The sequence below is a fragment of the Ruegeria sp. YTSA219 genome (assembly GCF_059609985.1).
On the sequence record NZ_JBXWMT010000016.1, the window covers coordinates 21,383 to 44,637 of the forward strand.

At 57.9% G+C, this 23,255-nt stretch carries 23 protein-coding genes; 12 read left to right on the forward strand and 11 right to left on the reverse strand.

Features of this window, described 5'->3' with window-relative positions:
• Positions 1 to 15: 15 nt before the first annotated feature.
• A complete protein-coding gene (locus AC2FFB_RS17590) occupies positions 16 to 1,434 on the reverse strand; it encodes a dihydrolipoyl dehydrogenase family protein (protein ID WP_496824331.1) in 1,419 nt (472 codons plus the stop codon).
• A 2-nt stretch (positions 1,435 to 1,436) separates the two neighbouring features.
• Positions 1,437 to 2,168: a TVP38/TMEM64 family protein gene (locus tag AC2FFB_RS17595; RefSeq protein ID WP_496694400.1), complete on the reverse strand. Its 732-nt coding sequence runs from the start codon at positions 2,166 to 2,168 to the stop codon at positions 1,437 to 1,439.
• Between the two features lie 296 nt (positions 2,169 to 2,464).
• On the opposite strand from AC2FFB_RS17595, the gene rpmH reads away from it, so the two are divergent.
• The 12 genes from rpmH (at position 2,465) to AC2FFB_RS17655 (ending at position 12,963) form a co-directional block, all read left to right on the forward strand.
• Positions 2,465 to 2,599: a 50S ribosomal protein L34 gene (gene rpmH, locus AC2FFB_RS17600; protein WP_005632162.1), complete on the forward strand. Its 135-nt coding sequence runs from the start codon at positions 2,465 to 2,467 to the stop codon at positions 2,597 to 2,599.
• A 25-nt stretch (positions 2,600 to 2,624) separates the two neighbouring features.
• On the forward strand, positions 2,625 to 3,050 hold the full coding sequence (rnpA, locus tag AC2FFB_RS17605; RefSeq protein ID WP_496694399.1) for a ribonuclease P protein component: 426 nt from the start codon (positions 2,625 to 2,627) through the stop codon (positions 3,048 to 3,050).
• Positions 3,047 to 3,283, forward strand: a complete 237-nt coding sequence (gene yidD, locus AC2FFB_RS17610) for a membrane protein insertion efficiency factor YidD (protein WP_496694398.1) — start codon at positions 3,047 to 3,049, stop codon at positions 3,281 to 3,283. The genes rnpA and yidD overlap by 4 nt, the downstream gene beginning before the upstream one ends.
• Before the next feature lie 66 nt (positions 3,284 to 3,349).
• Positions 3,350 to 4,957, forward strand: a complete 1,608-nt coding sequence (locus tag AC2FFB_RS17615) for an acyl-CoA dehydrogenase family protein (protein WP_496694397.1) — start codon at positions 3,350 to 3,352, stop codon at positions 4,955 to 4,957.
• A gap of 44 nt (positions 4,958 to 5,001) precedes the next feature.
• A complete protein-coding gene (gene ttcA / locus AC2FFB_RS17620) occupies positions 5,002 to 5,895 on the forward strand; it encodes a tRNA 2-thiocytidine(32) synthetase TtcA (RefSeq protein WP_496875240.1) in 894 nt (297 codons plus the stop codon).
• 73 nt (positions 5,896 to 5,968) lie between these two features.
• Complete coding sequence (locus tag AC2FFB_RS17625) at positions 5,969 to 7,513, forward strand: putative bifunctional diguanylate cyclase/phosphodiesterase (protein WP_496713830.1); 1,545 nt, start codon at positions 5,969 to 5,971, stop codon at positions 7,511 to 7,513.
• 123 nt (positions 7,514 to 7,636) lie between these two features.
• Positions 7,637 to 9,466, forward strand: coding sequence for a membrane protein insertase YidC (gene yidC, locus AC2FFB_RS17630; protein ID WP_496690412.1), 1,830 nt, complete (start codon positions 7,637 to 7,639; stop codon positions 9,464 to 9,466).
• Complete coding sequence (locus tag AC2FFB_RS17635; protein ID WP_496690413.1) at positions 9,463 to 10,200, forward strand: MOSC domain-containing protein; 738 nt, start codon at positions 9,463 to 9,465, stop codon at positions 10,198 to 10,200. Before yidC ends, AC2FFB_RS17635 begins: the two co-directional genes overlap by 4 nt.
• Entirely contained in the window at positions 10,197 to 10,850 is a 654-nt protein-coding gene (yihA, locus tag AC2FFB_RS17640) for a ribosome biogenesis GTP-binding protein YihA/YsxC (RefSeq protein ID WP_496875241.1), read from the forward strand. The genes AC2FFB_RS17635 and yihA overlap by 4 nt, the downstream gene beginning before the upstream one ends.
• Positions 10,851 to 10,910: 60 nt before the next feature.
• Positions 10,911 to 11,774 carry an acetylglutamate kinase gene (argB, locus tag AC2FFB_RS17645; RefSeq protein WP_496875242.1) on the forward strand — a complete coding sequence of 288 codons (864 nt, stop codon included), beginning with the start codon at positions 10,911 to 10,913 and terminating at the stop codon, positions 11,772 to 11,774.
• Between the two features lie 20 nt (positions 11,775 to 11,794).
• Complete coding sequence (locus AC2FFB_RS17650) at positions 11,795 to 12,469, forward strand: ferredoxin (protein ID WP_271952001.1); 675 nt, start codon at positions 11,795 to 11,797, stop codon at positions 12,467 to 12,469.
• A complete protein-coding gene (locus AC2FFB_RS17655) occupies positions 12,466 to 12,963 on the forward strand; it encodes a SixA phosphatase family protein (RefSeq protein WP_496875243.1) in 498 nt (165 codons plus the stop codon). The genes AC2FFB_RS17650 and AC2FFB_RS17655 overlap by 4 nt, the downstream gene beginning before the upstream one ends.
• A 47-nt stretch (positions 12,964 to 13,010) precedes the next feature.
• Here the strand turns inward: AC2FFB_RS17655 and AC2FFB_RS17660 are convergent, their stop codons facing one another.
• The 9 genes from AC2FFB_RS17660 to AC2FFB_RS17700 all read right to left on the reverse strand — a co-directional run bounded on the left by AC2FFB_RS17660 (position 13,011) and on the right by AC2FFB_RS17700 (position 22,973).
• On the reverse strand, positions 13,011 to 13,802 hold the full coding sequence (locus AC2FFB_RS17660; RefSeq protein ID WP_142639743.1) for an amino acid ABC transporter ATP-binding protein: 792 nt from the start codon (positions 13,800 to 13,802) through the stop codon (positions 13,011 to 13,013).
• Between the two features lie 12 nt (positions 13,803 to 13,814).
• A complete protein-coding gene (locus AC2FFB_RS17665) occupies positions 13,815 to 15,119 on the reverse strand; it encodes an amino acid ABC transporter permease (protein WP_496875244.1) in 1,305 nt (434 codons plus the stop codon).
• A gap of 1 nt (position 15,120) precedes the next feature.
• Complete coding sequence (locus AC2FFB_RS17670; protein WP_496875245.1) at positions 15,121 to 16,389, reverse strand: amino acid ABC transporter permease; 1,269 nt, start codon at positions 16,387 to 16,389, stop codon at positions 15,121 to 15,123.
• Positions 16,390 to 16,516: 127 nt separating this feature from the next.
• Positions 16,517 to 17,533, reverse strand: coding sequence for an amino acid ABC transporter substrate-binding protein (locus tag AC2FFB_RS17675; protein WP_142639749.1), 1,017 nt, complete (start codon positions 17,531 to 17,533; stop codon positions 16,517 to 16,519).
• Positions 17,534 to 17,739: 206 nt separating this feature from the next.
• Positions 17,740 to 18,447, reverse strand: a complete 708-nt coding sequence (locus tag AC2FFB_RS17680) for an ATP12 family chaperone protein (RefSeq protein WP_496679002.1) — start codon at positions 18,445 to 18,447, stop codon at positions 17,740 to 17,742.
• Positions 18,448 to 18,451: 4 nt separating this feature from the next.
• Positions 18,452 to 19,123 carry an HAD-IA family hydrolase gene (locus AC2FFB_RS17685; RefSeq protein ID WP_496694394.1) on the reverse strand — a complete coding sequence of 224 codons (672 nt, stop codon included), beginning with the start codon at positions 19,121 to 19,123 and terminating at the stop codon, positions 18,452 to 18,454.
• Positions 19,120 to 20,163, reverse strand: a complete 1,044-nt coding sequence (locus AC2FFB_RS17690) for an RluA family pseudouridine synthase (RefSeq protein WP_281973760.1) — start codon at positions 20,161 to 20,163, stop codon at positions 19,120 to 19,122. Before AC2FFB_RS17690 ends, AC2FFB_RS17685 begins: the two co-directional genes overlap by 4 nt.
• Before the next feature lie 109 nt (positions 20,164 to 20,272).
• Positions 20,273 to 21,586: a replication-associated recombination protein A gene (locus AC2FFB_RS17695; RefSeq protein WP_496875246.1), complete on the reverse strand. Its 1,314-nt coding sequence runs from the start codon at positions 21,584 to 21,586 to the stop codon at positions 20,273 to 20,275.
• 4 nt (positions 21,587 to 21,590) lie between these two features.
• Positions 21,591 to 22,973 (reverse strand): trypsin-like peptidase domain-containing protein, encoded by a 1,383-nt coding sequence (locus AC2FFB_RS17700; protein WP_281973751.1) that lies wholly within the window; start codon positions 22,971 to 22,973, stop codon positions 21,591 to 21,593.
• Positions 22,974 to 23,255: the final 282 nt, after the last annotated feature.

Genomic DNA, 23,255 nt, shown 5'->3' on the forward strand with positions numbered 1-23,255 from the left:
GCTCTCCCTTCCAGGTCAGGGCATCCAGCGCTGGACGAACCTGACCACACGTTTAACCGTTTGATTCTCAAACAGCCTTGGTGAGAAATAGGCGCCCGCCACCCGTTTGTTAAGCTCTCCAATCGTCGGATAGGGCGAAACCATGGCGGCAACCTTCCCCATCTTCAGATTATTGGCCAGCGCCAGCGACCACAAGCTGATCAGCTCACCCGCCTGATGGCCAACAATTGTGGCACCCACAGGTCGGCCTTTGACGACCATGACCTTGATGAAACCATTCGTTTTACGCTCGGAAATGGCGCGGTCGTTGTGGTGATAGTCAAACCGCGCAATTTCCATCTTATCGCCATGCTCGGCGCGCGCCTGCACCTCGGTCAGGCCAACCTGCGCCAGCTCGGGGTCGGTGTAGGTCGCCCAGGGGATATGTGCGGTTTTCGCCTTGGAGGGCAGCCCAAACAGCGCCGAACGAATGATAATCCCCGCGTGATAGCCCGCCACATGAGTGAATTGCAGCCCACCCGCGACATCTCCGATCGCATAGACCCTGCGGTTCGTGGTGCGCAGGGTGTCGTCGACCTTGATGCCGGTTCGGGTGGGCTCGATCCCGGCAGCGGCAAGGTTGAGGCGGTCGGTATTGGCCTTTCGCCCCGCAGAGAGCAGCAGATGCGTGCCCAAGAAGATCTCGCCGTTCTCGGTCACCACTTCAACCGCGCCATCGGAGCCGCGAATCTGTGCCACCATCGCCTGTTCATGGATCGCAACGCCCTCGGCGCGCAAACTGTCCAGCACGACCTCTGCCGCCTCGGGGTCATCCTTGCCCAGCGCCTTTTGCCCTTCGATGACTGTGACCTTGCAACCGAGCCGAATATGCGCCTGCGCCATCTCCATCCCGATGGGGCCACCGCCGATGATCAGCAGATGATCGGGCTTGTCGCGCAGATCAAAGATAGTCTCGTTGGTATAATACGTCACCTTGTCCAAACCGGGGATCGACGGAATCAGTGGTGAAGAGCCTGTTGCAATCACAACCCGCCTCGCGGTGATCAGATGATCCCCCGCCTGAACCTGTGTCGGAGAGACAAAGCGGCCATATTCCCGGATCACCTTGACACCAAAGCTTTCGAACCGCTCTTGGCTGTCCATCGGCTCAATCTGCGCAATCACACCATGCACGTGGTCTTTGGCGGCGGCGTAATCCACCTGTGGCACCACATCCGCCACACCCAGCGCCGAGGCATGCGCCTGCCCATAGGCGGCCTTGCCGCTGGCAATCAGGGCCTTGGACGGGACGCAGCCGAAATTCAGACAATCGCCGCCCATCTTGTGACCTTCCAGCAGGATCACATCCGCACCCATCTGGCTCGCCCCCGCGGCGACCGACAGCCCACCTGACCCGGCCCCGATCACCAGGATATCGGATTTCAGTTCTTGCATGATCAGCTGTCCTTTTGGCCGCGCAGCGTTTTGATCAGAATGGGCAGAGCCGCCAGCACACACAAGCCGATGATGGGGCCGATGACAAAAGGCTCCCACAGCAGTGAGACATCCGGCGTTTCACCTCGGTCGAATACACCGCCCAGTCCGACGCCGATCCAAGTATAAACGATGCCACCGGGAATGATGCCCAGCGCCGTGGTGAACAGAAAATTGCGGAACTTCACCCCCACCAGCGCCGGCACCAGATTGGCCACAAAGAACGGAACCACCGGGACAAGGCGCAGCAGGAACAGGACCGAGATCTCATTCTCGCGCAGGCCGTCCTTCAGCTTTTTGATCGTGCCTTCCGAGGCCTCAAGACGCGCCGTCAAGGACGCCCCCAACCCCCAGCGCGCCGCCAGAAAGATCGCCGAGGCGCCGATGGTTGCTGCAAAAATGTTGAAGACCGTGCCTGCGAAAAGGCCAAACAGGAACCCTCCGGTCATCGAGGCCACCGCAGCGCCGGGCAGCGAGAACGCAACGATGGCAATGTAAATCGCTATGAACGCACCTGCCATTGCCCAGTAATTGGCATCACGCCAACCCAAAAGGGCCTCTCGGTTGTCGCGCAGGGTTTCAAAAGTCAGGTATTCACCCAGTGTAAAGTAACCCACTGCGGCTACGGCAAGAATCACCAGCAAAGGAATATGTCGCGCAAGCCCGCTGCGCGGGGCCTGAGTTGTATCGCTCATAATGGTGTCCGGTTTTGTGCGTCTCATTCTGGCCTCAACATGCGACGTCACGCGCCCGGGCAACAGGGGCCTCACGCTGCCTTGATCTTTTCGACAGTGAATGTGAGGGTTTTGTGCCTAAAATCCGTATTTTTGAAATCTTTTACCGCGCGGGATTATAGAATTGTTGCAAAAGGCTGCAAAACCCCCACCAAGGGGTTTGACTTACCCCCCGCTTGGCAGTAGAGGACGGGCTTCGAACACCACGGGCAGGCGAATCCGCGCTGCACCCGACCGAATAGATTGGAGACGGAGCGATGAAACGCACCTATCAGCCTTCGAACCTGGTTCGCAAACGCCGCCACGGTTTCCGCGCGCGCATGGCCACCAAGGCCGGCCGCAAGATCCTGAACTCGCGCCGCGCACGTGGCCGCAAGTCGCTGAGCGCATAAACCGCTCACCGATCAGGTTATGAACATGACGCCGCCGGAGGCCCCTGAGGATGGTAACTGCCAACCCGGGGATACGCCCCCGGCGGCGTCCGTTTGCGCATCCAAAACATTGATCATCCTCAGGAAACGATCCGATTTCCTGAACGCCGCGCGTGCGCGTCGGCAGGGCACATCATCAATGATGGTGCAGGCGCGCAAACGCGCCGAGGGCGAGGCGGACGGGATTCGCGTCGGTTTCACCTGTTCCAAAAAGGTCGGCAATGCCGTGGCTCGCAACCGGGCCAAGAGACGCCTGCGCGAAGCTGCGCGCGCAGTACTGCCTGAGAAGGGGCAGGACGGCTGGGATTACGTGCTGATCGGTCGCGCCGATGTCACAGCCGGACGCCCCTATGCGGCGCTGCTGGATGATTTGCGCTATGCTCTGCGTAAAGTGCATGCTGCGCGAAAATGACATTGCTCTCGCATATCCTTGCCTTACCCATTCGGGCGTACCGGTTGCTGTTCAGCCCTTGGGTCGGGTTCAACTGCCGCTATCAGCCTACATGCTCGGCCTATGCGTTGGAGGCACTGGAAAAACACGGTGCCATCAAAGGCACATGGCTGGCCGCGCGACGGATCGGACGCTGCCACCCTTTGGGTGGCGACGGGTATGATCCGGTTCCGGACCGTGAAGATCACTCCTGACCCGTCGTCGGACTTGACCGGAGCGCACCTTCGCTGAACAGTTGTGCTGTTCAATTCGAGGGCCAGATGACATCTGACGCGCGCCATTCCCTATCCACGCATGACGTTCTGAACCAGCCGCCTGTGCGAGCAGATTTAGACCTTTGGGCCTCTGACCCAGTACTGCAAAATGTGACAGGCGCGCGAAGCTCTATTCTTCGCAACTATGGTGCAGACCTTGGGCGTGCTGCAGTGAGAGACATGGCGCGCGAGGCCAATTTCCACTCCCCAGAACTTGTTCTGTTTGACCAAGGTGGACGCCGCCTGGATGAAGTGCGTTTCACTCATTCATACCATCACCTGATGCAACTCAGTCAATCATCCGGATACGCAGCCGTTGCCTGGTCTGACCTACCGAATGGTCACGCAACCCACGCCGCCATGGTCTACCTTGCCAGTCAGGTCGAACCCGGACATTGCTGCCCGCTGACCATGACTTACGCCGCCGTTCCAGCAATTGCGGCGAATGAAGAGATTGCCTCGATCTGGGTTCCCCGATTGACGGAATGGAACCACGATTCCTCTATCGCTCCTATCGCCTCCAAAAAAAGCGCCACGCTGGGCATGGCGATGACTGAGAAACAGGGTGGCTCGGACATTCGCGCCAATACCACGACGGCCACACGCGACGGAGATCACTGGCGGTTGCGCGGGCATAAATGGTTCTGCTCAGCCCCGATGTCCGACGGTTTCCTGACACTTGCCCAGACCCCCGGCGGTCTGACCTGTTTCCTTGTGCCCCGCTGGCTGGACGACGAACGCAACGCAATCCACCTGATGCGGCTGAAGAACAAGCTGGGCAATCGGTCCAACGCCTCGGCCGAGATTGAATACCATGATGCGCTGGCCTATCAGCTTGGCGATGAGGGCGCGGGTGTGCGCACAATCCTGGAGATGGTGCATCACACACGGCTCGACACTGCGATGGCTCCGGCAGGTCTGATGCGGGCGGCCCTCAGCGAAGCGCATTACTGGGTCAGCCATCGCAGCGCCTTTCAGCGCCGGTTGATTGACCAACCCCTGATGCGCATCGTTCTGGCCGATCTCGTGCTGGACTGGGAGGGGGCGCTGACACTGGGAATGCGTGTGGCGCAGGCTTATGACGGTCATACACCCGAGGATAAAGCCTTTGCCCGCATCGCTGTTGCACTCGCCAAGTTCCTCAACAACAAACGCTGTCTAGTCGTCGTGGTCGAAGCCATGGAGGTGTTGGGCGGCATGGGCTATGTCGAGGACACCCCCCTGCCCCTGCTCTACCGTGAAGCCCCTTTGAACGGCATCTGGGAAGGTTCGGGCAATGTGATCTGTCTGGATATCCTGCGCACCCTGACCCGCGACCCCTTGGCCGCCCAAGTCCTGCAGGCCGAGCTTGAGGCGGCAACCGGAGTGAACCGCCACTATGATGCGGCGCTGAGGGACCACCGCGCCCGCTGGACCAATATCCCACCCGAAGCCGAGGCGCGCTGGTTTGCGGAGCGCACTGCTTTGCTGCTGACGGCCTCTCAACTAATACGCCAAGCGCCCGGGCCGGTCGCTGATGGATTTGTGGCGTCTCGGCTGACAGGTAACAATGGCCGCATCCCCGGTTCGGTGTCCGGGCTGGACACTGGTGCCCTGCTTGCGCGGTTGGGCTGACCCGCACACTTGCCCGGATACGCCATCTGCTGTAGGGGCAGCGCATGTTTGATGAAGCTGACGATATCCATCCGCTGTTTGCCGGCGCGCCTTCGACCACCGAGTTCAAGAAGCTGCGCAAACGCATCGTGCGCCACACCCGCGAAGCCATCGAACACTATGGCATGGTGGACCCATCCGCGCACGAGAAAAACGGCAAGCCACCCCGTTGGTTGGTCTGCCTGTCAGGCGGTAAGGACAGCTATACCTTGCTAGCGGTTCTGTACGAGCTGAAATGGCGCGGCCTACTACCGGTCGATCTGCTGGCTTGCAATCTGGATCAGGGCCAGCCAGGTTTTCCCGCTACCGTCCTACCCGAGTTTCTGGAAGGCATGGGTGTTCCCCACCGCATCGAATATCAGGACACTTACTCGGTCGTCATGGACAAGGTTCCCCAAGGCCGCACCATTTGCGCGCTATGTTCGCGCCTGCGCCGGGGCAACCTGTACCGCATCGCGCGGGAAGAGGGCTGCTCGGCCGTGGTGCTGGGTCATCACCGTGACGACATCCTTGAGACGTTTTTCATGAACCTGTTCCACGGCGGCCGTCTAGCAACGATGCCGCCAAAGCTGGTGAACGAAGAAGGCGACCTGTTCGTCTTTCGCCCCCTTGCCCATGTCGCCGAGGCGGATTGCGAGAAATTCGCCAATGCGATGAACTACCCGATCATCCCTTGTGACCTGTGCGGCAGCCAGGACGGGTTACAACGCCAGCAGGTCAAACAGATTCTCGATCAGTGGGAAAAAAACAGTCCCGGACGGCGGCAAGTGATGTTCCGCGCCTTAACCAATGCGCGCCCTTCGCACCTTTTGGACCCGAAATTGTTTGATTTTGTTAATCTTTCCATCAATTCGAGCGAAAAAACTGAAAAAACGGATGATATTCCACAGCTGCGTTAACGAGTGACTCAGACTAATTTTCTACGGTTTGACCGGAGCACAAGATGCTCAGGGTAAAGGCGAAGACGAACCGATGAGGAAATCTGTTTCCGTTTATCAATTTCTCGATACTCTCACCACGTATCTGAGTGGCCCGCCGGTGCTGGCCTTTGCTCCCGCCATTTCGCTTGCGGCTTTCTGGATCGGTGGAGAACGTGCGCTTGTCGTTGTGGCACTAAGCCTTCCGTTGCTGATCTTCGCCTTCGCCTCAGTCAGACGCACACAAACTGCACGCATCTCTCCACTGCACCATCACGGAAGACTCGCGCCAACGGATAAGTTTGCCGCCGAACTTGAAAACTTCTTTGACCGTACCGATCACAATAACATGGGATCGGCTTGTATGATTATAGCCTTAGACGGGTTCACTGAATTTGTTGACCTGCACGGAAATGCGGCCGCGACCCATCTGTCCAGCCAATTTTGTGACCGCATCTTCTCGGTCATTCGAACCGGCGATATTGCAACACGATTAGACGAGTGCAAAATAGCCATCGGCCTGCGCCCGTCACAGCATCTCAATCTCGAAGCCTGTATTCAGATGTCGGGCCGCATCCAATCCGCCGTTGAAGAGCCGATCACCCTAAACGGCACCACTGCCTATGTCTCGTGTTCAATCGGTTTTTGCCTGCAATCCGCAGTTCGCGGATCCGGGTTTGAAAATTGGATTGATGCCGCATCTGCTGCGCTATGCGAAGCTCAGCGTAATGGGCCCTCAACGATCCGCGCCTTTTCAAACGAAACCCGCCGTAGATCCAATATCAGGGCCAACCTTCGCAAAGAGTTCGAGGCTGCGCTGGACAACGGACAAATCCGCCCCTGGTTTCAGCCTCAGGTTTCCACAGATACAGGGCGGGTTACGGGGTTTGAAGCCCTGGCCCGCTGGGAGCACCCGGAAAAAGGCATCTTGAACCCACAGATATTTCTGCCTTTTGCCGAACAGGCCGAGCTGATGGAGAGGCTTGGCCAAACGATGCGGCATCATGCATTTTCCGCGATGTGCTGCTGGGACCGGAACGGGATTCACGTCCCACGAATCGGAATCAATTTTTCTTCGGATGAGCTACGAGACCCCGCTCTGCTGGACCGATTGAAATGGGAACTGGACCAAAACGACCTGACGCCCGACCGACTGGCTGTCGAAATTCTGGAAACCGTGTTTTCGCGACGTCCGGACAATGTGATTACCCGCAACGTGACCAGCCTTGCAGCACTTGGCTGTTGTATTGATCTGGATGATTTCGGCACTGGACATGCCTCGATCGCCTCGATCAAACGGTTTGATGTGACGCGGATCAAGATAGACCGAACTTTTGTGGCCAAGGCGGACAGTGATGCATCGCAACAACAATTGGTCAGTGCAATTCTGACTATGGCCGAAAGGTTGAATGTAGAAACACTCGCCGAGGGTGTTGAAACCACCGGTGAGCACGCGTTGATGGCACAGCTTGGTTGTGACCACGTTCAAGGCTTTGGCATTGGCAAGCCCATGCCGTTCGAAAAGACCATGGATTGGATCTCGGCCCATCAGAACAAAGTCAAAGGCATTCCCAAAATTGGACGGCAAGCGGGTTCCTGATCGCAGGTTTTCACCACAAAAGCCCAATCTGGAACCATAAGGCGGGCGAATCCGCTTGACCTTTGGGGCTGCACTCTGTTGAACCCACCGGGTGTGTTTCACTGCTTAAGGTGGCTGTCCCAGATGGACGATCAGAACAAGAATCTCATCCTCGCAACCGCGCTCAGCTTTGTCGTGATCCTGGTTTGGTTCGTGCTGTTTCCACCGCCCGAGCAAACCACCATTACTGATCAGGCTGAAATCAGCGCCATCGAAAGCGATGAGGTTCAGACCCCCAGCGCCTCTAGCGCGGGCACCGTAGGCGAAGCCACGGCGAGCGCAGAAGAAACGCTGCCCGGGTCCGAGGCCGCGCGGATCAAGATCGACACGCCCCGCCTTGAGGGCAGCCTGTCGTTGTCCGGTGGCCGCATCGATGAATTGTACCTGAAGGATTATAAAGTCTCGATCCAGGACGACGCACCGATTGTCGAACTGTTCTCTCCGGTCGGATCTGAATCTGCATATTATGCGCTCTACGGATGGGCGCCTGGCGCTGGTGTCACCGGCACGGACGTACCCGGGCCGAACACGGTCTGGATCGTCGAAAATGGTGAAACACTTGGGGTGAACGCTCCAGTTACGTTGAAGTGGGAGAATGGCAATGGCCTGACCTTCCGCCGTACCATCTCGGTAGACGAGAACTATATGTTCGAAGTCACACAAGCGGTGGAAAACAACACACAAGCCGAGGTCGGCATGGCGCCATATGGCATCCTCGCCCGCCATGGCATCGGCGAAGATGGCGACCTGCCCGGACTTAAGAATTTCTTCATCCTGCATGAAGGCGTGATGGTCATGGCCGACGGTGTTCTGGATGAAATCGACTACGGCGATGTGCGCGACTTTGACATTGATCCGAACGAACGGGCGCAAGCCGAGGTCTTTCAGGTCAAAGACGGTGGCTGGGTCGGCTTTACTGATCACTATTGGATGACCACCCTGATCCCGGCTGAGGGCACGACCTTCAAGGCAGCAGCCAAATACGATGCCCGTCGCAAAATCTATCAGACGGAAACTGTACTGCCGACATTGCTTATCGCACCTGGGGCTACTGAAGAGGTCACAACCCAGCTGTTTGCCGGTGCCAAGGAATGGGAAACCATTCGTGAATATCAGGCCGAAGGCGTTCAAAAGTTCATCGACAGCATCGACTGGGGCTGGTTCTATTTCCTGACCAAGCCGATCTTCTGGCTGCTGCACAACATTAACGCCCAGATCGGCAACATGGGCTGGTCGATCATCGGCCTGACCCTGATCATCAAGGCGATCTTGTTCCCGCTGGCGTTCAAGTCCTATGTCTCGATGGCGAAGATGAAAGAACTGCAGCCGCAGATGGAGGCCCTGAAAGAGGCCGCTGGTGACGATCGTCAGAAAATGCAGCAAGGTATGATGGAACTGTACAAGAAGGAAAAGGTTAACCCCGCCGCGGGCTGTTTGCCGATCCTGATGCAGATCCCGATCTTCTTCTCACTGTATAAGGTGATCTTCGTCACCATCGAACTGCGTCAAGCACCGTGGTTTGGCCCGTTTCAGGATCTCAGCGCACCGGATCCAACGTCAATCATGAACTTCTTCGGCTGGCTGCCTTGGGCCGGACCGCAACCTGACACCCTTATGGCGCTGATCTTCATCGGCATCCTGCCACTGTTGCTGGGGATTTCGATGTGGCTGCAGCAAAAGCTGAACCCGGCACCAACAGACGCGACACAGGCAATGATCTTTGCCTGGATGCCTTGGGTTTTCATGTTCATGCTGGGCAGTTTTGCCAGCGGCCTGGTGGTCTACTGGATCGCGAACAACACGATCACCTTCACTCAGCAATATCTGATCATGCGCAGCCAGGGTTATAAACCGGATGTATTTGGCAACATCAAATCCGGCTTCAAGCGCGCCACTAAGACGGATGAGAAATGACGGCTGAAGTCACCCATATTTGGCGGCATCCTATGAAAAGCCATGGCCGCGAAGCCGTGCAGACCGTGACAGTGACCCCCGGGCAGACCATGCCCGGGGATCGCGTTTGGGCGGTTGCGCACGAAGCGTCCAAGGCGGATGGCACGAAATGGGTGCCCTGCGTCAATTTCAGTCGCGGATCAAAAGCCCCAGACCTGATGGCCATTTCCGCCAAGCTGGACGGGGATATGCTGACCCTGACCCATCCCAATCGCCCCGATCTAACCTTTGACCCAGATCGGGAACAGGACGTGTTTCTGGATTGGGTGCGCCCGCTGATGCCCGCGGACAGGGCGGCATCTGCCCGGATCGTTCGGATACCAGGGCGTGGGATGACAGACAGCGATTTCCCGTCAATCAGCCTGTGCAACATGGCCTCTCACCGGGCGGTTGAACAAAAACTGGGGCAAGACCTGTCAATCAAACGCTGGCGCGGTAACATCTGGTTCGATGGCCTGCCCCTATGGGAAGAATTCGACTGGCTCGACCGCGAGTTGCAAATCGGTGAGGCCGTGTTCCGCGTCCGCGAGCGGATTGTGCGCTGTTTGGCGACCACTGCGAACCCGGATACCGGCGACCGCGATGCCGACACTTTGGGCGCGCTGAACAGCTGGGGCCATCAGGATTTCGGCATCTATACCGAAGTGGTTCGCGGCGGGGTAATCTCGGTCGGTGACAAGGTGATACCGTTATGAGCACCCTACCCTTCCCTCTGGCCCAAGATCCCGATGAATTCTCGTTGGAGCGCGGGCGCAAGCTGTTTGCTGGCCCGTCCGAGTTTGTCAAAGGTGTCGTCGCCATGAGTGGGCTGCCCGACCCTGACCGCCTTGAGGTCTGCTTTGCGGGCCGCTCCAATGTTGGCAAGTCCAGTTTGATCAATGCGCTGACCGGAACCAAGGGGCTGGCGCGTGCATCGAACACGCCGGGCCGCACGCAGGAAATCAACTTTTTCACTCAGGGCCCAGAGCTGTATCTGGTCGACCTTCCCGGCTATGGCTATGCCAATGCGCCGGTTAAGGTAGTGGAAAAGTGGCAGCGGTTGCTGAAACAATATCTCAGTGGCCGACAGACCCTGCGCCGGGCCTTTGTCCTGGTTGACGCGCGCCATGGGGTAAAGCCTGTTGATGCCGAGATCATGAAGCTGCTGGACACCAGTGCCGTAACCTTTCAATGCGTGCTGACCAAGGCAGACAAGGTCAAGGCCAATGAACGCGAAAAGGTTCTGAACCAGGTCCGCTCGGCCCTGTCAAAACACCCCGCCGCTTTCCCCGAAATCGTGCTGACGTCGTCCGAAAGAGGGGATGGTATCCCAACGTTGCGCTCGATCATCACGCATCTGGAATAGCTTGGCCCTTGGCAGCACCTTTCAAAGGCCCTAACACGGTGGGCCAGAGGGACCTTAGCCATGAAGACAAGAGATATGAACCGGGATTGGATCGCCACCGCCGCCACATTGAACAGCGCACTGCCCTATCTGCAGCGCTATGACGGGGCCATTGTCGTCATCAAGCTGGGCGGGCACGCCATGGGCAGCGATGAAGCGATGGAAAGCTTTGCCCGTGACGTGGTTCTGATGCGCCAGGTGGGCATCAACCCGGTTGTGGTACATGGCGGCGGTCCCATGATCAACGCGATGCTGGACAAGCTCGATATCCAATCCGATTTCGTGAACGGTAAGCGTGTGACGGACAAGGCGACTGTCGAAGTGGTCGAGATGGTGCTCTCGGGCCTCGTGAACAAACGCATTGTTCAGGCCATCAACGGACAGGGAGGGACTGCGGTTGGCCTGTCGGGCAAGGACGCCAACTTGATGATCTGTAATCAAACCGATGCCTCGCTGGGGTTTGTTGGCTCTCCTTCCGAGATGAAACCCGAAATCCTGCACGATCTGTTTACGCATGACGTGATCCCGGTAATTGCGCCTCTGGGCGCCGGGCGCGAAGGTGAGACGTTCAACGTCAACGGTGACACCGCCGCCGGTGCCATCGCCTCGGCCTTGAAGGCAGACCGTCTTCTGTTGCTGACCGACGTATCAGGCGTCAAGAACGCTGCCGGAGAGGTCGTGACCGAGCTAAAAGCCGGTCAGATCCGCGAGATGACCCTGGACGGGACCATCGCAGGCGGAATGATCCCCAAGACCGAAACGGCGCTGGACGCACTGCATAGTGGGGTGCGGGCCGTAGTCATTCTGGATGGGCGCGCGCCCAATGCGGTGCTACTGGAACTGTTCACCGAACACGGAGCTGGGTCGCTGATCCGACCCGATTGATCGACTGCGACGGAGGTGACATGACAGTTCAAACCGCACCTTCCCCGAACATTTATCAACGTGTCGACAGCGCGGCTGCTGAGGTTGGGCTTATCGTGATGGGTGCGTTACATCCTGGGCGCGCTAATGCCAAGCAATTGGACAGCGGCACCCTGATCCTGCTAGGTGCAGGGCCCACGTTCTGGCCTGTTTTGAAATCAGCCCCTGAATGGCAAGGTCCCGACCCTGTTGACCGGTGGTCGTACCGCGTCGTCAATCAGATGGCGCAGGATTTGGGGGGTCAAGCCTATTTCCCATTCGGTGGCCCACCCTATGTGCCGTTTATCGACTGGGCGCTGAAATCGGGGCGTACATTCAGCAGCCCGGTTGGCGCCTTGGTGCATGACACGGTCGGTATGATGATCTCGTATCGCGGCGCGCTGCATTTTGATCAGGAATTCGAGATTCCCGGTGCCCATAATTCATCGCCCTGTGTTACATGCGATGCCCCTTGCGCTCAGACCTGCCCAGTCGGGGCCCTGAACACCCACAGCTTCTATGACGTTGAGGCCTGCCACGGGCATCTGAACACAGAGCAGGGCCAAACCTGCATGACCGGTGGCTGCCTTGCGCGCCTGGCCTGCCCTCTCAGCCCCGGGGCCGGGCGGGACCCAGAACAATCCGCCCACCACATGAGGTCTTTTCACCCGTCATGACTCGCACCCTGATCCTGACCCGCCATGCCAAATCCAGTTGGGATGAGCCGACGCTCAGCGATCATGATCGGCCACTGAACAAACGTGGACGCTGCTCCGCACCTGCTGTGTCCGGCTGGCTACTCAGGAATGGCTGGCTACCGAATGAGGTGCTCAGCTCTACCGCCCTCAGAACCCGCGAGACGTGGGATCGAATGGGGCTGCAGGCTGATCTGATCCAGTTCGAACGTTCGCTGTATCTGGCCGGTTCCGATCTCATGATGCGGGCCCTGTCGCAGGCTTCTGGCCAAAGCGTGCTGATGCTGGGCCACAACCCCGGGATCTCTGAATTCGCCAGACAGCTTGTGCGGCAGGCGCCAGATCACGGCCGTTTCGATGACTACCCGACCTGCGCAACAACAGTCATACAGTTCGAGATCAACTCCTGGGCCGCGCTTCGGTGGCATAGTGGGGATGTCTTGGGATTCGTCATTCCACGCGAGTTGCCGGAATAAAAAAGGCGGGGCAAAAACCCCGCCTTTCATGGTTCTTCCGATCGGGATCAATGGCCCAGAATCTGGCTCAGAAACAGCTTGGTCCGCTCGCTTTGCGGATTGTTGAAGAACTCTTCTGGTTCGTTCTGTTCCACAATCTGACCGGCATCCATAAAGATCACGCGGTTGGCGACCTGACGGGCAAAACCCATCTCGTGGGTCACACAAAGCATGGTCATGCCTTCTTCGGCCAGCTCGATCATAGTGTCGAGCACCTCTTTGATCATCTCAGGGTCCAGCGCCGATGTAGGTTCGTCGAACAACATGATCCGCGGCATCATGCAGAGCGAACGGGCAATCGCAACACGCTGCTGCTGACCACCCGAAAGCTGGCCAGGATACTTGTCGGCCTGTTCTGGGATTTTCACCTTCTCTAGGAAGTGCATCGCACGCTCTTCAGCCTCTTTCCTGGGCGTCTTGCGCACCCAGATCGGGGCCAGCGTACAGTTTTCCAGAATGGTTAGATGCGGGAAGAGGTTGAAGTGCTGGAACACCATCCCGACCTCGGACCGGATCTTGTCGATGTTTTTCAGGTCATTCGACAGTTCCGTCCCATCCACCATGATCGTGCCTTGCTGGTGTTCCTCCAGCGCGTTCAGACAGCGGATCAGGGTGGACTTACCCGACCCTGACGGCCCCGCGATAACAATCCTCTCGCCCTGATTGACGGTCAAATTGATGTCGCGCAGCACATGGAAAGACCCATACCACTTGTTCATGTTGTTGATTTCGATGGCGACCTCGTCGCTCACCTGCATCTTGGATCGGTCGATTTCGCGGTCTATTGCAAGTTCAGACATGTGTTGAACTCCTTAACGATGGCCAGTCTGAAGCTTGCGCTCCAGATACATGGAATAACGGGACATGGAGAAGCAGACGACGAAGAACAGCGCGCCGATAAAAGCGAACAGTTCCCAGTAGATGCCGTTCCAAGCGGTATCAGCGCGGATCGCGTTGGCAAGGCCAAGCACGTCGAACAGTCCGATGATCGACACCAGAACCGTATCCTTGAAGATCCCGATGAATGTGCTCACGATGCCCGGAATTGAGATTTTCAGGGCTTGCGGCATGATGATCAAACGCTGTGCCTGCCAGTAGTTCAGGCCCAAACTGTCGGCGCCCTCGTACTGACCGCGTGGCAATGCAGCCAGGCCACCCCTGATCACTTCGGCCATATAGGCGGCTGAGAACAGGGTCATCATGATCATCACCCGCAGGATGATGTCAAAATTGGTGCCTGGTGGCAGGAACAGGTTCAACAGCAGCGAGGCCACGAACAGTAGCGTGATCAGCGGTACGCCGCGAATGAACTCGATAAAGCCCACACACATGTATTTGACGATAAGAAGGTCCGACTGACGGCCCAGCGCCAACACGATACCGATCGGCAGCGAGACACCGATGGCCACAACACCCAGCAGGATCGCCAGCATGAAACCACCGAACTGACGACTTTGCACGGCTTCGATACCGATCGGCAGGATCGAATCCATGGCACCAACGAAATAGCTCGATAGAAACAGCCACCAGATCAACGCAGCCACTGCACCACCGATCATCCCGAGCAATTCGCTTTGTTGCTTGCTGACGACGGTGTAGACGGCCCAGCCGGCAACAAATCCAAGTGCCGCCGACAATGGCCCCCAGATGGTACCACCCCACATCAACCAAGGCATCAGGAAGGGGTAGATCGCGCTAAAGATCAGCAACTTGCTCGGAACACGGTCCGAATACAGCACTGGTGCCAGCGCAACCAGCAACAGAACAAGCGCCAGAATCGGCCGCCAGTACAGATGGCTCGGGTAGAATCCGAACAACAGCTGCAGCCAGCGATCATTGATGACAGCCCAGCAAGCATGACCATGGGTGTCTCCCCAGGTTGCCAACATGATCTCGCGGCACTCAGTCAGTGAATTGGCATTCCAGACGGATTGGAACGTCCATGGCAGAACGCCCGACAACACATAGTAGATCGCATAGAGCGAAACCAAAGTCAGGATCGAGTTGAACCAACCAGAAAACAGATTGTGTTTAACCCAACCTACTATTCCCACTTCGGACGCTGGTGGCGCTTTCTCCGGCAACATTTCCGCGCGGACAAATGAAACATCACTCATATTACCGCTCCACCAATTTGACACTATTGTTGTACCAGTTCATCACTGCCGAGATGCTCAGCGAGATGCACAGATAGACCAGCATCAGCAGTAGAACGCATTCCAGCTCGCGGCCGGTTTGGTTCATGGTGATGCCACCCAGGGTACCTGTGATATCCATATACCCCACCGCAATCGCCAGAGACGAGTTCTTGGTCAGGTTCAAGTAGTTCGAGATCATTGGCGGGATGATCACGCGCAACGCTTGCGGCAGGATCACCAGACGCATAATCCGGCTCGGGCGTATTCCCAGCGCGGCGGCGGCCTCGGTCTGCCCCTTGGAAATGGCGAGAATTCCGGCCCGCACGATCTCAGCGATGAAAGCTGCAGTGTAAAGGGACAGGGCCAACCACAATGCGATAAGCGAGTTCCGCAAATGGGTGCCGCCCTTGAAGTTGAACCCTTTCAGTTCCGGGTATCCCAAATGGAATCCCAGCGCAATCAGCAGGATCAACATCGGCACAAACAGTATACCCAACTGAATATGCCAGATGGTTGGGCGATCACCAGTTGCTTCCTGTTTTGCAGCGGCATTAGCGGATACTTTGCGCATCACAAAAATGCTGCCCGCCAAAACGACCAGAAAGGCGACCAGATCCAATGAAATGTCGAAGCGTAAGCTGGACGCACCAAACAAGTGGATATCGCCAAGACTGCGTGAAAACAGGAGCTCTGGGATATAGACACCGCGATTGGTGACGGCGACAGAGTTGAAAAAATCCATCGTGGCCGTCGGGGTTTCGCCTCGGAATGCATTGGGTGCCGGTAAACCTTCGATCAGAATGGCCATAGCCAGAACGATCCAAAGCAGCACAGGCACGTTACGGAACATCTCGACATAAACAGTCATGATCCGCGCGATCAACCAGTTGTTGGAAAGTCGTAATACACCAACGAAAACACCGATAATTGTCGCCGTGATACAGCCGAGAACTGCAACAACAAGTGTGTTAAGCAATCCGATAAACCCAGCACGCAAGTGGCTGTCTCGAGAATCGTATTCCAGCAGGCGTTGGTTGATATCGTAACTTGCCGGTTCGCCGAAGAACCCGAATTCTACGGGTTTACCAAGTGCTTCGAGGTTCTGAATGGTGTTGGAAATGATCCAGGCTGCCAAAAGCATGAAACCGATCATTGCAATGACCTGGATGGTCGCAGATCGGTACCGCGTATCGTAAAGGAGCATGGACAGCCGGAACTGCTCCTTTGGCGGGTCAGTGAGAGTCGACATGACCTATGTATATCCCCGTGTCATCCCGTTATTCGCAGACAGAGTTGATCTCTGTTCAATCTAACCGGGACTGTTTCTTATGGATTGAAAAAGGGCGCAGGATGAACTGCGCCCTCTTCAATGGATATTAGCGGAACGGCGGCGAGTACAGCAGGCCGCCATCGGTCCACTGACCGTTCAGGCCGCGTGCCAGACCGATTGGCGTTTCTTCACCGATGTTCTTGGCAAAGACCTCACCATAGTTACCACCCGCCTTGATAGCACGCATTGCCCACTGTGCGTCCAGACCCAGCATCTCACCCAGAGTGCCTTCGCTGCCCAGCAGACGGTTCACTTCGGGGTTGTCGGTGCCAGCAGACATCTCGTCGATGTTCGCCGAGGTCACACCCAGCTCTTCAGCCGAAACCAGTGCGTTCAGTGTCCAGCGAACAACGTCGCCCCACTCGTGGTCGCCATGACGGACCAGCGGGCCCAGCGGCTCTTTCGAGATGATTTCGGGCAGTAGGATGTGATCACCGGGGTTTTCGAACGTGGCGCGAGTTGCGGCCAAGCCCGATGCGTCGGTGGTGTAGACGTCACATGCGCCAGCCAGATACTGCTGCTGCGCTTCTGCGTTGGTTTCGATCGGAACCGGCTCGTAGCTGATGTTGTTCGAGCGGAAGAAATCCGCCAGGTTCAGCTCGGTGGTGGTGCCGGTCTGGATGCAGACAGTCGCGCCGTCCAGTTCCTTGGCCGAGCTTACGCCCAGCGCTTTGGGAACCATAAAGCCCTGACCGTCGTAATAGTTTACACCGACGAATTCGAACTTCAGGTCTACGTCGCGGCTGAAGGTCCAGGTGGTGTTCCGGGCCAGCATGTCGATTTCGCCCGAAGCCAGTGCGGTAAAGCGTGTCTTACCTGTGGTCGGAACGAATTCAACGGCGCTTGCGTCACCCAGAACCGCAGCGGCAACGGCGCGGCACAACGAAACGTCAAAGCCCTGCCATTCACCATTTGCGTCGGGCGCGGCAAAGCCGACCAGACCGGTGGTCACACCGCAGTTCAGCTTACCGCGCGCCTTGACGTCGTCCACGGTTCCCGCCATGGCTGCGCCTGCGGCCAGACCGGCAACTGTGGCCGCGCCCAAGATTACGGATTTTTTCATTTTTACCTCTTCCTGATTGTCCATCCCGTTCAGGGACGGTTCTATCCGGCACCTCAGGTACCAGAAAGGTTTCCCCAAAGGTGTCTCCCCTTTAGTGCGCACGAGTTTGGTCGCATTCATAAACAAACGTCAAGGGTCGGATCAGGGAAAACGATGGATCAACTCACAGATGTCCATCAGAGCGGTAAAAATTCAGAAATCTAAGATCAATCAGAGACGTCGTAGAAGCGTTTAGCGTGTAAAAAGGCAGAACGTTTGACTTCGGCTGCTTCATGCGCCTCGTCGTCATGGCCCCATTGTTCGATTTGCCACAGCTCGTCCAACCGCGAAATCCGCCAGATCTCTTGCGCATCACACCAATCGGAAGTGGCCGCAAACCCAAGGATCAACGAGCCCGAAAGGCTGACCAGGTCGTGGAAGGCAGCCAGTTGGAAGTTGTTGAAATCATGCACTCGCCGGCGCAACTGATCCAGCGCCGCCACGTCTTGCGGCTGATGCAGGATACCTGTGACGGGCTGCAAGCGAACCGACATGGCTTCCGCGGCCCAGTCCAACACCGGGTCCCACTGCTCAGCTTGCCGCTGCTGCAACTCTTGCGGGTGAGCGGCGCGATAGCACAGCAAATCCGAATCGCCATAATCGGCCAGCATGTCTGCAACTTCGGCGTGCTGAATCAGTACCTTGTCGATGGCTGCATTGGCCGAACGCGTGTAGGGCATCGTCCCTGGGTCAACCTGTTCTTCCTGCGCGTCCCATTCGGCCGCAACGGCCTGAGCCATCGGCAAGGTCGGCAGGATCAGTCCGGCCCGCGCAGGTGTTTTGACCCGACGACCGTCCAGTTCGACCGTAAATCCGCCATCGGCCTCGACCACCTGACATGCAGTCCAAAATCGTTTCGGTTTCCAGTCACTCATGTCTTCAGGTCCAGATATCGTCCAGTGCGCCCGGCAACTGGTCAAACGTTTCGATAATACGAGAGGCAGCGGCCAGGGCAGGCCGTTCGTGATACCCCCAGGTGACGCCAATTCCCGTGACACCGGCGGCGGCGGCCATATCCATGTCGAATCGGGTATCCCCGATCATGACAGTATCAACTGCATCGACGCAGGTTTCGGCCCTAGCCGTGTCGATCATCGAAGGATGCGGTTTTGACGGGTGGTGATCTGCGACCTGCCGGGTCACGAAATAGCCTTGCAGACCGTGACCTTCGATCAAAGCATCCAGACCACGTTGCGATTTGCCTGTCGCCACGCCCAGCAACATCTCGGGGATTGCATGCAGTGCCTCGATAACCTCACGGGCTCCTGGGTAGAGCGGCGAACTGGCCATTCCCTGTTCCAGCCGATGTGCGTGATAGGCCTGTTTATAGCCCTCTACCAACCGCGCCTGATCCACAGCAGAACACTCGGGCACCAACTGTGCCATGGCTTGTGGTAGAGATAATCCGACTATGGACAAGATCCCCGCCCTATCCGGTACCGGAAGAGACAAGGCATCAAAGCTGGCGGTCATGGCCGCAACAATGCTGCCCTGGCTATCGACCAGGGTACCGTCCACATCAAATAGTACCAGACGTAAGGGTCTGCTCATTGCAGAGACTCGAACGGATCATCCGCAGCCAGGTCTTCGGCCCATCCGAATGTGTCCCAGCTGTGTTTCATATGATCGGGCAAGGGTGCGGTGACCGTGATCTTCTTACGCGTCACCGGGTGCTGAAACGAAGCCTGCCGCGCATGCAGGTGCAGCTTTTTGCTGATCACACCGCCCAACTGCGCACCCCAGCCATCGCCAAGGTTCTCTTGACCCGAACCGCCGTATTTTCCATCCCCGATGATTGGATGCCCAATCGCTGCCATATGCGCACGCAACTGATGGGTGCGGCCGGTGATCGGCTCCATCGCGACCCAGGCGGCGCGTCCGGCCACTCGGTATAGCGTAGCGTAAAGTGTATGGGCCCGCTTCGCGCCTGGCGTGTCGTTGATTTCGTTCAGATGAACGGGGATCATCTTTTCGCCCTCGCCCTGGCTGCCATGGCCCGGGGCCTTGACCAAACCAGTCTTGATCTCGCCCAGATAAGGGGTCGGCACCCCAGCGACCAGAGCCCAATATATCTTGCGCGTGTCCCGGTGACGGAAAGCGGCGGTCAGTGCTTTGGCGGCCTCGCGTGTGCGGGCCAGCAACAGCACGCCCGAGGTATCCTTGTCCAGTCGGTGCACCAATCGGGGGTTTTCGTCATATCCAAAGCGCAGCGCCTCGGACAGGCCGTCCACATGGCGGGTCTGGCCGCTGCCGCCTTGCACCGGCAAGCCTTGCGGTTTGTTCAGCGCGATCACGTGATCATCGCGATAAATCACGCAAGCCTGCATCATCTCGGCATCCGCATCTGTGATCCGCGGTTTCACCTCGACCGGTTTGTGGTCCGCATCCGGCAGAGGTGGCACGCGTACAACCTGGCCGACCTCAAGCCGGGTCGAGGCCTTGGCCCGTCCGCCATCCACACGCAGTTCGCCCTTGCGGCACATTTTCTCGATGCGCCCCTGGCTGACATGCGGAAACAGACGCCGCAGCCAGCGGTCCACCCGCTGATCGCCATCCCCATCCGCAACCGTAATCATCTGCACGCCACTCATGCCATTGCCCCTTGCGCCGCGCGGCAGACCCGCCCGGACCACGCTGTAAACATTGTCCCAGAAAACATGCGCGTCTGTCGCGCGCATCGGCCAAAGAGTCAAGCCGGTGCTAGTCTGGTTTCCGTTGCGAACGCAGCTTGGCAAAGTAGTCCAGCCGTTTCTTCAGCTCACGTTCAAACCCACGCTCGACAGGTTGATAGAGAACAGGGCGCGATATGGACTCGGGAAAGTAGTTCTGCCCAGAAAACCCATCCTCGGCATCGTGATCATAAGCATAGCCCGCACCATAACCCTGATCTTTCATCAAAGAGGTTGGTGCATTCAGAATATGTTTGGGCGGCGGCTCACTTCCTGATTGCTTGGCCAGGCGCATCGCTGCCTTGTAGCCCACATAGGCCCCGTTCGATTTCGGAGCCAGAGCCAGATAGACCAGCGCCTGCGCCAAAGCCAACTCGCCTTCGGGACTGCCCAGCCGCTCATAGGTTTCCCAGGACTGCAGACAGATCGCCTGAGCCTGCGGATCAGCCAGACCAATGTCCTCGACCGCCATTCGCGTGATCCGGCGCGCCAAATACCTTGGGTCCTCGCCTCCTGTCAGCATTCGCGCGAACCAGTACAGGGCGGCATCGGGGTCGGATCCTCGCACCGATTTGTGTAAGGCCGAGATCAGGTTGTAATGCTCATCTCCAGATTTGTCGTATTTCGCGGCACGGCGCATGAGCCGGGTCGACAGGGCTTCAAGGTCCAGCGGACCCTCAACTTTCCACGCGGCAACCTGCTCGATCAGGTTCAGCAGGGCACGTCCGTCACCATCGGCCATTTCCTGCAGCGCATCACGGGCCGCAGAGTCCAGTGGCAACCCGCGGTCCAGTTCCTGTTCAGCGCGCTGCGTCAGACGCTCAAGATCAGCCAGGCTGAGCCGTTCCAGCACCAGCACTTGTGCCCGACTGAGCACAGCGGCGTTCAACTCGAACGATGGATTTTCCGTGGTCGCCCCGACCAGGAGGATCGTACCATCCTCCATATGCGGCAGAAACCCGTCCTGCTGCGCCTTGTTGAAGCGATGGATTTCGTCAACAAACAGCAACGTCCCCTGCCCGTTCTGACGCCGGATCTTCGCAGCTTCGAACACTTTCTTCAGGTCGGGAACACCAGTAAAGATGGCACTGATCTGCACAAAATGCAGGTCCGTCTCTTGCGCTAGAAGCCGCGCGATCGTGGTCTTGCCGACGCCGGGCGGCCCCCAGAATATCAGGCTCGACAGACTGCCCGAGGCCAGCATCACGCTCAAAGGCGCATCCGGGCCCAACACCTGTTCCTGCCCGATCACCTCGGCCAGCGTTTGCGGGCGCAATCTGTCGGCCAGCGGGCGATGTACAGGTGGCGCAGGGTCAGGTGACCCGGTATCGAAAAGGTCACTCATCCGGTCACAGCCTGAACCGCAGGGAAACCGGCCGGCCGCCCCTGAGGATATCCAGATTGATCCGACGCCCCGGATCGGTCAGCGCCTTCACGACATCAGCAGGTCGCTCGACCCGCGCGCCGTTTATCCCATCGACAACATCGCCCGGACGCAGCCCGGACCGACCGCCATAGCGGCCCGCGTCGACTACAACCACCCCCGTCTGCGACAGCAAAAGCCCCAGCCGCGCGATAACAGCAGGGTTGATCCGCGACACGGTCAGGCCTGGCATCACGGTTTCATCGTTCAGCGTCGTCACTTCCGCTGCCGGAACCTCGGGCGCTTTGACCAAAGCGACCTCAAGTTCAGCTCGGTCCTCGCCGCGCAGTCGCGTCACCACCGACGTGCCGCCCACACCGGCCACTGACATGCGGAATTTCATCTCTGCCGGCGAGTTCACCTCATCCCCGTCGACATGGGTCACGACGTCCCCAACCTGCAACCCTGCCTCGGCCAACGGGCTGAGCGCATGGAGATCCGAAATCACCACACCCTGCGGGATGACCAAGCCAAGAGACTCAGCGATATCCGCACTCATGTGCTGCCCGGCCATTCCGGCCCAGGGGCTGACAAAACTATCATTGCCGGCCTGCGCTTGCCGCAGGAATTCGGCTACCAGATTGGCAGGGATGGCAAAGCCGATCCCGTTCGATCCGCCAGAACGTGTCAGGATCGAGGTGTTGATGCCAATCAGATCACCATTTACATCGATCAGCGCCCCGCCCGAATTGCCGGGATTGATCGCCGCGTCCGTCTGAATGAAATAGCCCCGCGCATTGCCCGTCGCCGTACCGGTCCGCGCCAGCCCCGAGATAATTCCCGATGATACCGTCTGCCCGACGCCGAATGGGTTGCCGATGGCCAGAGCCAATTCACCCACCTCAACCAAATCGGAATCCCGCATGTCGATCGAAGGCAACGCCTCGGCATCTTTCAGACGTAGAATGGCGATGTCGCTTTCCTGATCGCCCAGAACCACCTCGGCCGAAAACTCGCGCCGGTCCGTCGTGACGACCCGTATTTCGGTCGCCGAACCCACGACATGGTAGTTTGAGACCACATAGCCGTCATCCGTCAGAATCACGCCGGACCCCAGTGAGTTCTGAACGCGTGGTCGCGGTTCGCCAAAGCCGCCGCCAAAGAAATCCTGAAAGAACGGGTCAGAGAACAGTGAATTCGAGCGCCCTTCGCGCACGATCTTGGCGTAGATATTCACCACAGCCGGCGCGGCCTGTTTCACCACCGGCGCAAACCCTAGGCTGATTTCGGCCTGAGAACGTGGCACCCTGGTTTCCGCCGCGGCAGAGGCAGACAAAAGCGATAAAGCGAAGGCCGTGGCGCGAAGCATCATAGTTCCTGAAAATTTTTGGACTGTTTTGGATATGCGGCGCGATGTCTGGGTTTGCAAGCGCGGTATTGGAGTTTCTGCCAGACTTCAGCCATCACCACCCTGACGAGGTAAAGCCAGTCCAGCCACATTTGACATGTCCGACCGCCTGACTACGACGTTCATAGTCAGACGGATAGGTATTAGTTGAGCTGTCTCGGTTTCAAGCGAACCGATCTGTATGCCAAAACGACAAGCGTAAGTATGGCCCCCTGCCCTACGAGTACTGCGGGCCAGATCAGG

Coding starts and splice junctions, on each gene's coding strand:
- AC2FFB_RS17590 (WP_496824331.1), bottom strand. CDS start 1,434: ATGCAAGAACTGAAATCCGATATCCTGGTGATCGGGGCCGGGTCAGGT.
- AC2FFB_RS17595 (WP_496694400.1), bottom strand. CDS start 2,168: ATGAGCGATACAACTCAGGCCCCGCGCAGCGGGCTTGCGCGACATATT.
- rpmH (WP_005632162.1), top strand. CDS start 2,465: ATGAAACGCACCTATCAGCCTTCGAACCTGGTTCGCAAACGCCGCCAC.
- rnpA (WP_496694399.1), top strand. CDS start 2,625: ATGACGCCGCCGGAGGCCCCTGAGGATGGTAACTGCCAACCCGGGGAT.
- yidD (WP_496694398.1), top strand. CDS start 3,047: ATGACATTGCTCTCGCATATCCTTGCCTTACCCATTCGGGCGTACCGG.
- AC2FFB_RS17615 (WP_496694397.1), top strand. CDS start 3,350: ATGACATCTGACGCGCGCCATTCCCTATCCACGCATGACGTTCTGAAC.
- ttcA (WP_496875240.1), top strand. CDS start 5,002: ATGTTTGATGAAGCTGACGATATCCATCCGCTGTTTGCCGGCGCGCCT.
- AC2FFB_RS17625 (WP_496713830.1), top strand. CDS start 5,969: ATGAGGAAATCTGTTTCCGTTTATCAATTTCTCGATACTCTCACCACG.
- yidC (WP_496690412.1), top strand. CDS start 7,637: ATGGACGATCAGAACAAGAATCTCATCCTCGCAACCGCGCTCAGCTTT.
- AC2FFB_RS17635 (WP_496690413.1), top strand. CDS start 9,463: ATGACGGCTGAAGTCACCCATATTTGGCGGCATCCTATGAAAAGCCAT.
- yihA (WP_496875241.1), top strand. CDS start 10,197: ATGAGCACCCTACCCTTCCCTCTGGCCCAAGATCCCGATGAATTCTCG.
- argB (WP_496875242.1), top strand. CDS start 10,911: ATGAAGACAAGAGATATGAACCGGGATTGGATCGCCACCGCCGCCACA.
- AC2FFB_RS17650 (WP_271952001.1), top strand. CDS start 11,795: ATGACAGTTCAAACCGCACCTTCCCCGAACATTTATCAACGTGTCGAC.
- AC2FFB_RS17655 (WP_496875243.1), top strand. CDS start 12,466: ATGACTCGCACCCTGATCCTGACCCGCCATGCCAAATCCAGTTGGGAT.
- AC2FFB_RS17660 (WP_142639743.1), bottom strand. CDS start 13,802: ATGTCTGAACTTGCAATAGACCGCGAAATCGACCGATCCAAGATGCAG.
- AC2FFB_RS17665 (WP_496875244.1), bottom strand. CDS start 15,119: ATGAGTGATGTTTCATTTGTCCGCGCGGAAATGTTGCCGGAGAAAGCG.
- AC2FFB_RS17670 (WP_496875245.1), bottom strand. CDS start 16,389: ATGTCGACTCTCACTGACCCGCCAAAGGAGCAGTTCCGGCTGTCCATG.
- AC2FFB_RS17675 (WP_142639749.1), bottom strand. CDS start 17,533: ATGAAAAAATCCGTAATCTTGGGCGCGGCCACAGTTGCCGGTCTGGCC.
- AC2FFB_RS17680 (WP_496679002.1), bottom strand. CDS start 18,447: ATGAGTGACTGGAAACCGAAACGATTTTGGACTGCATGTCAGGTGGTC.
- AC2FFB_RS17685 (WP_496694394.1), bottom strand. CDS start 19,123: ATGAGCAGACCCTTACGTCTGGTACTATTTGATGTGGACGGTACCCTG.
- AC2FFB_RS17690 (WP_281973760.1), bottom strand. CDS start 20,163: ATGAGTGGCGTGCAGATGATTACGGTTGCGGATGGGGATGGCGATCAG.
- AC2FFB_RS17695 (WP_496875246.1), bottom strand. CDS start 21,586: ATGAGTGACCTTTTCGATACCGGGTCACCTGACCCTGCGCCACCTGTA.
- AC2FFB_RS17700 (WP_281973751.1), bottom strand. CDS start 22,973: ATGCTTCGCGCCACGGCCTTCGCTTTATCGCTTTTGTCTGCCTCTGCC.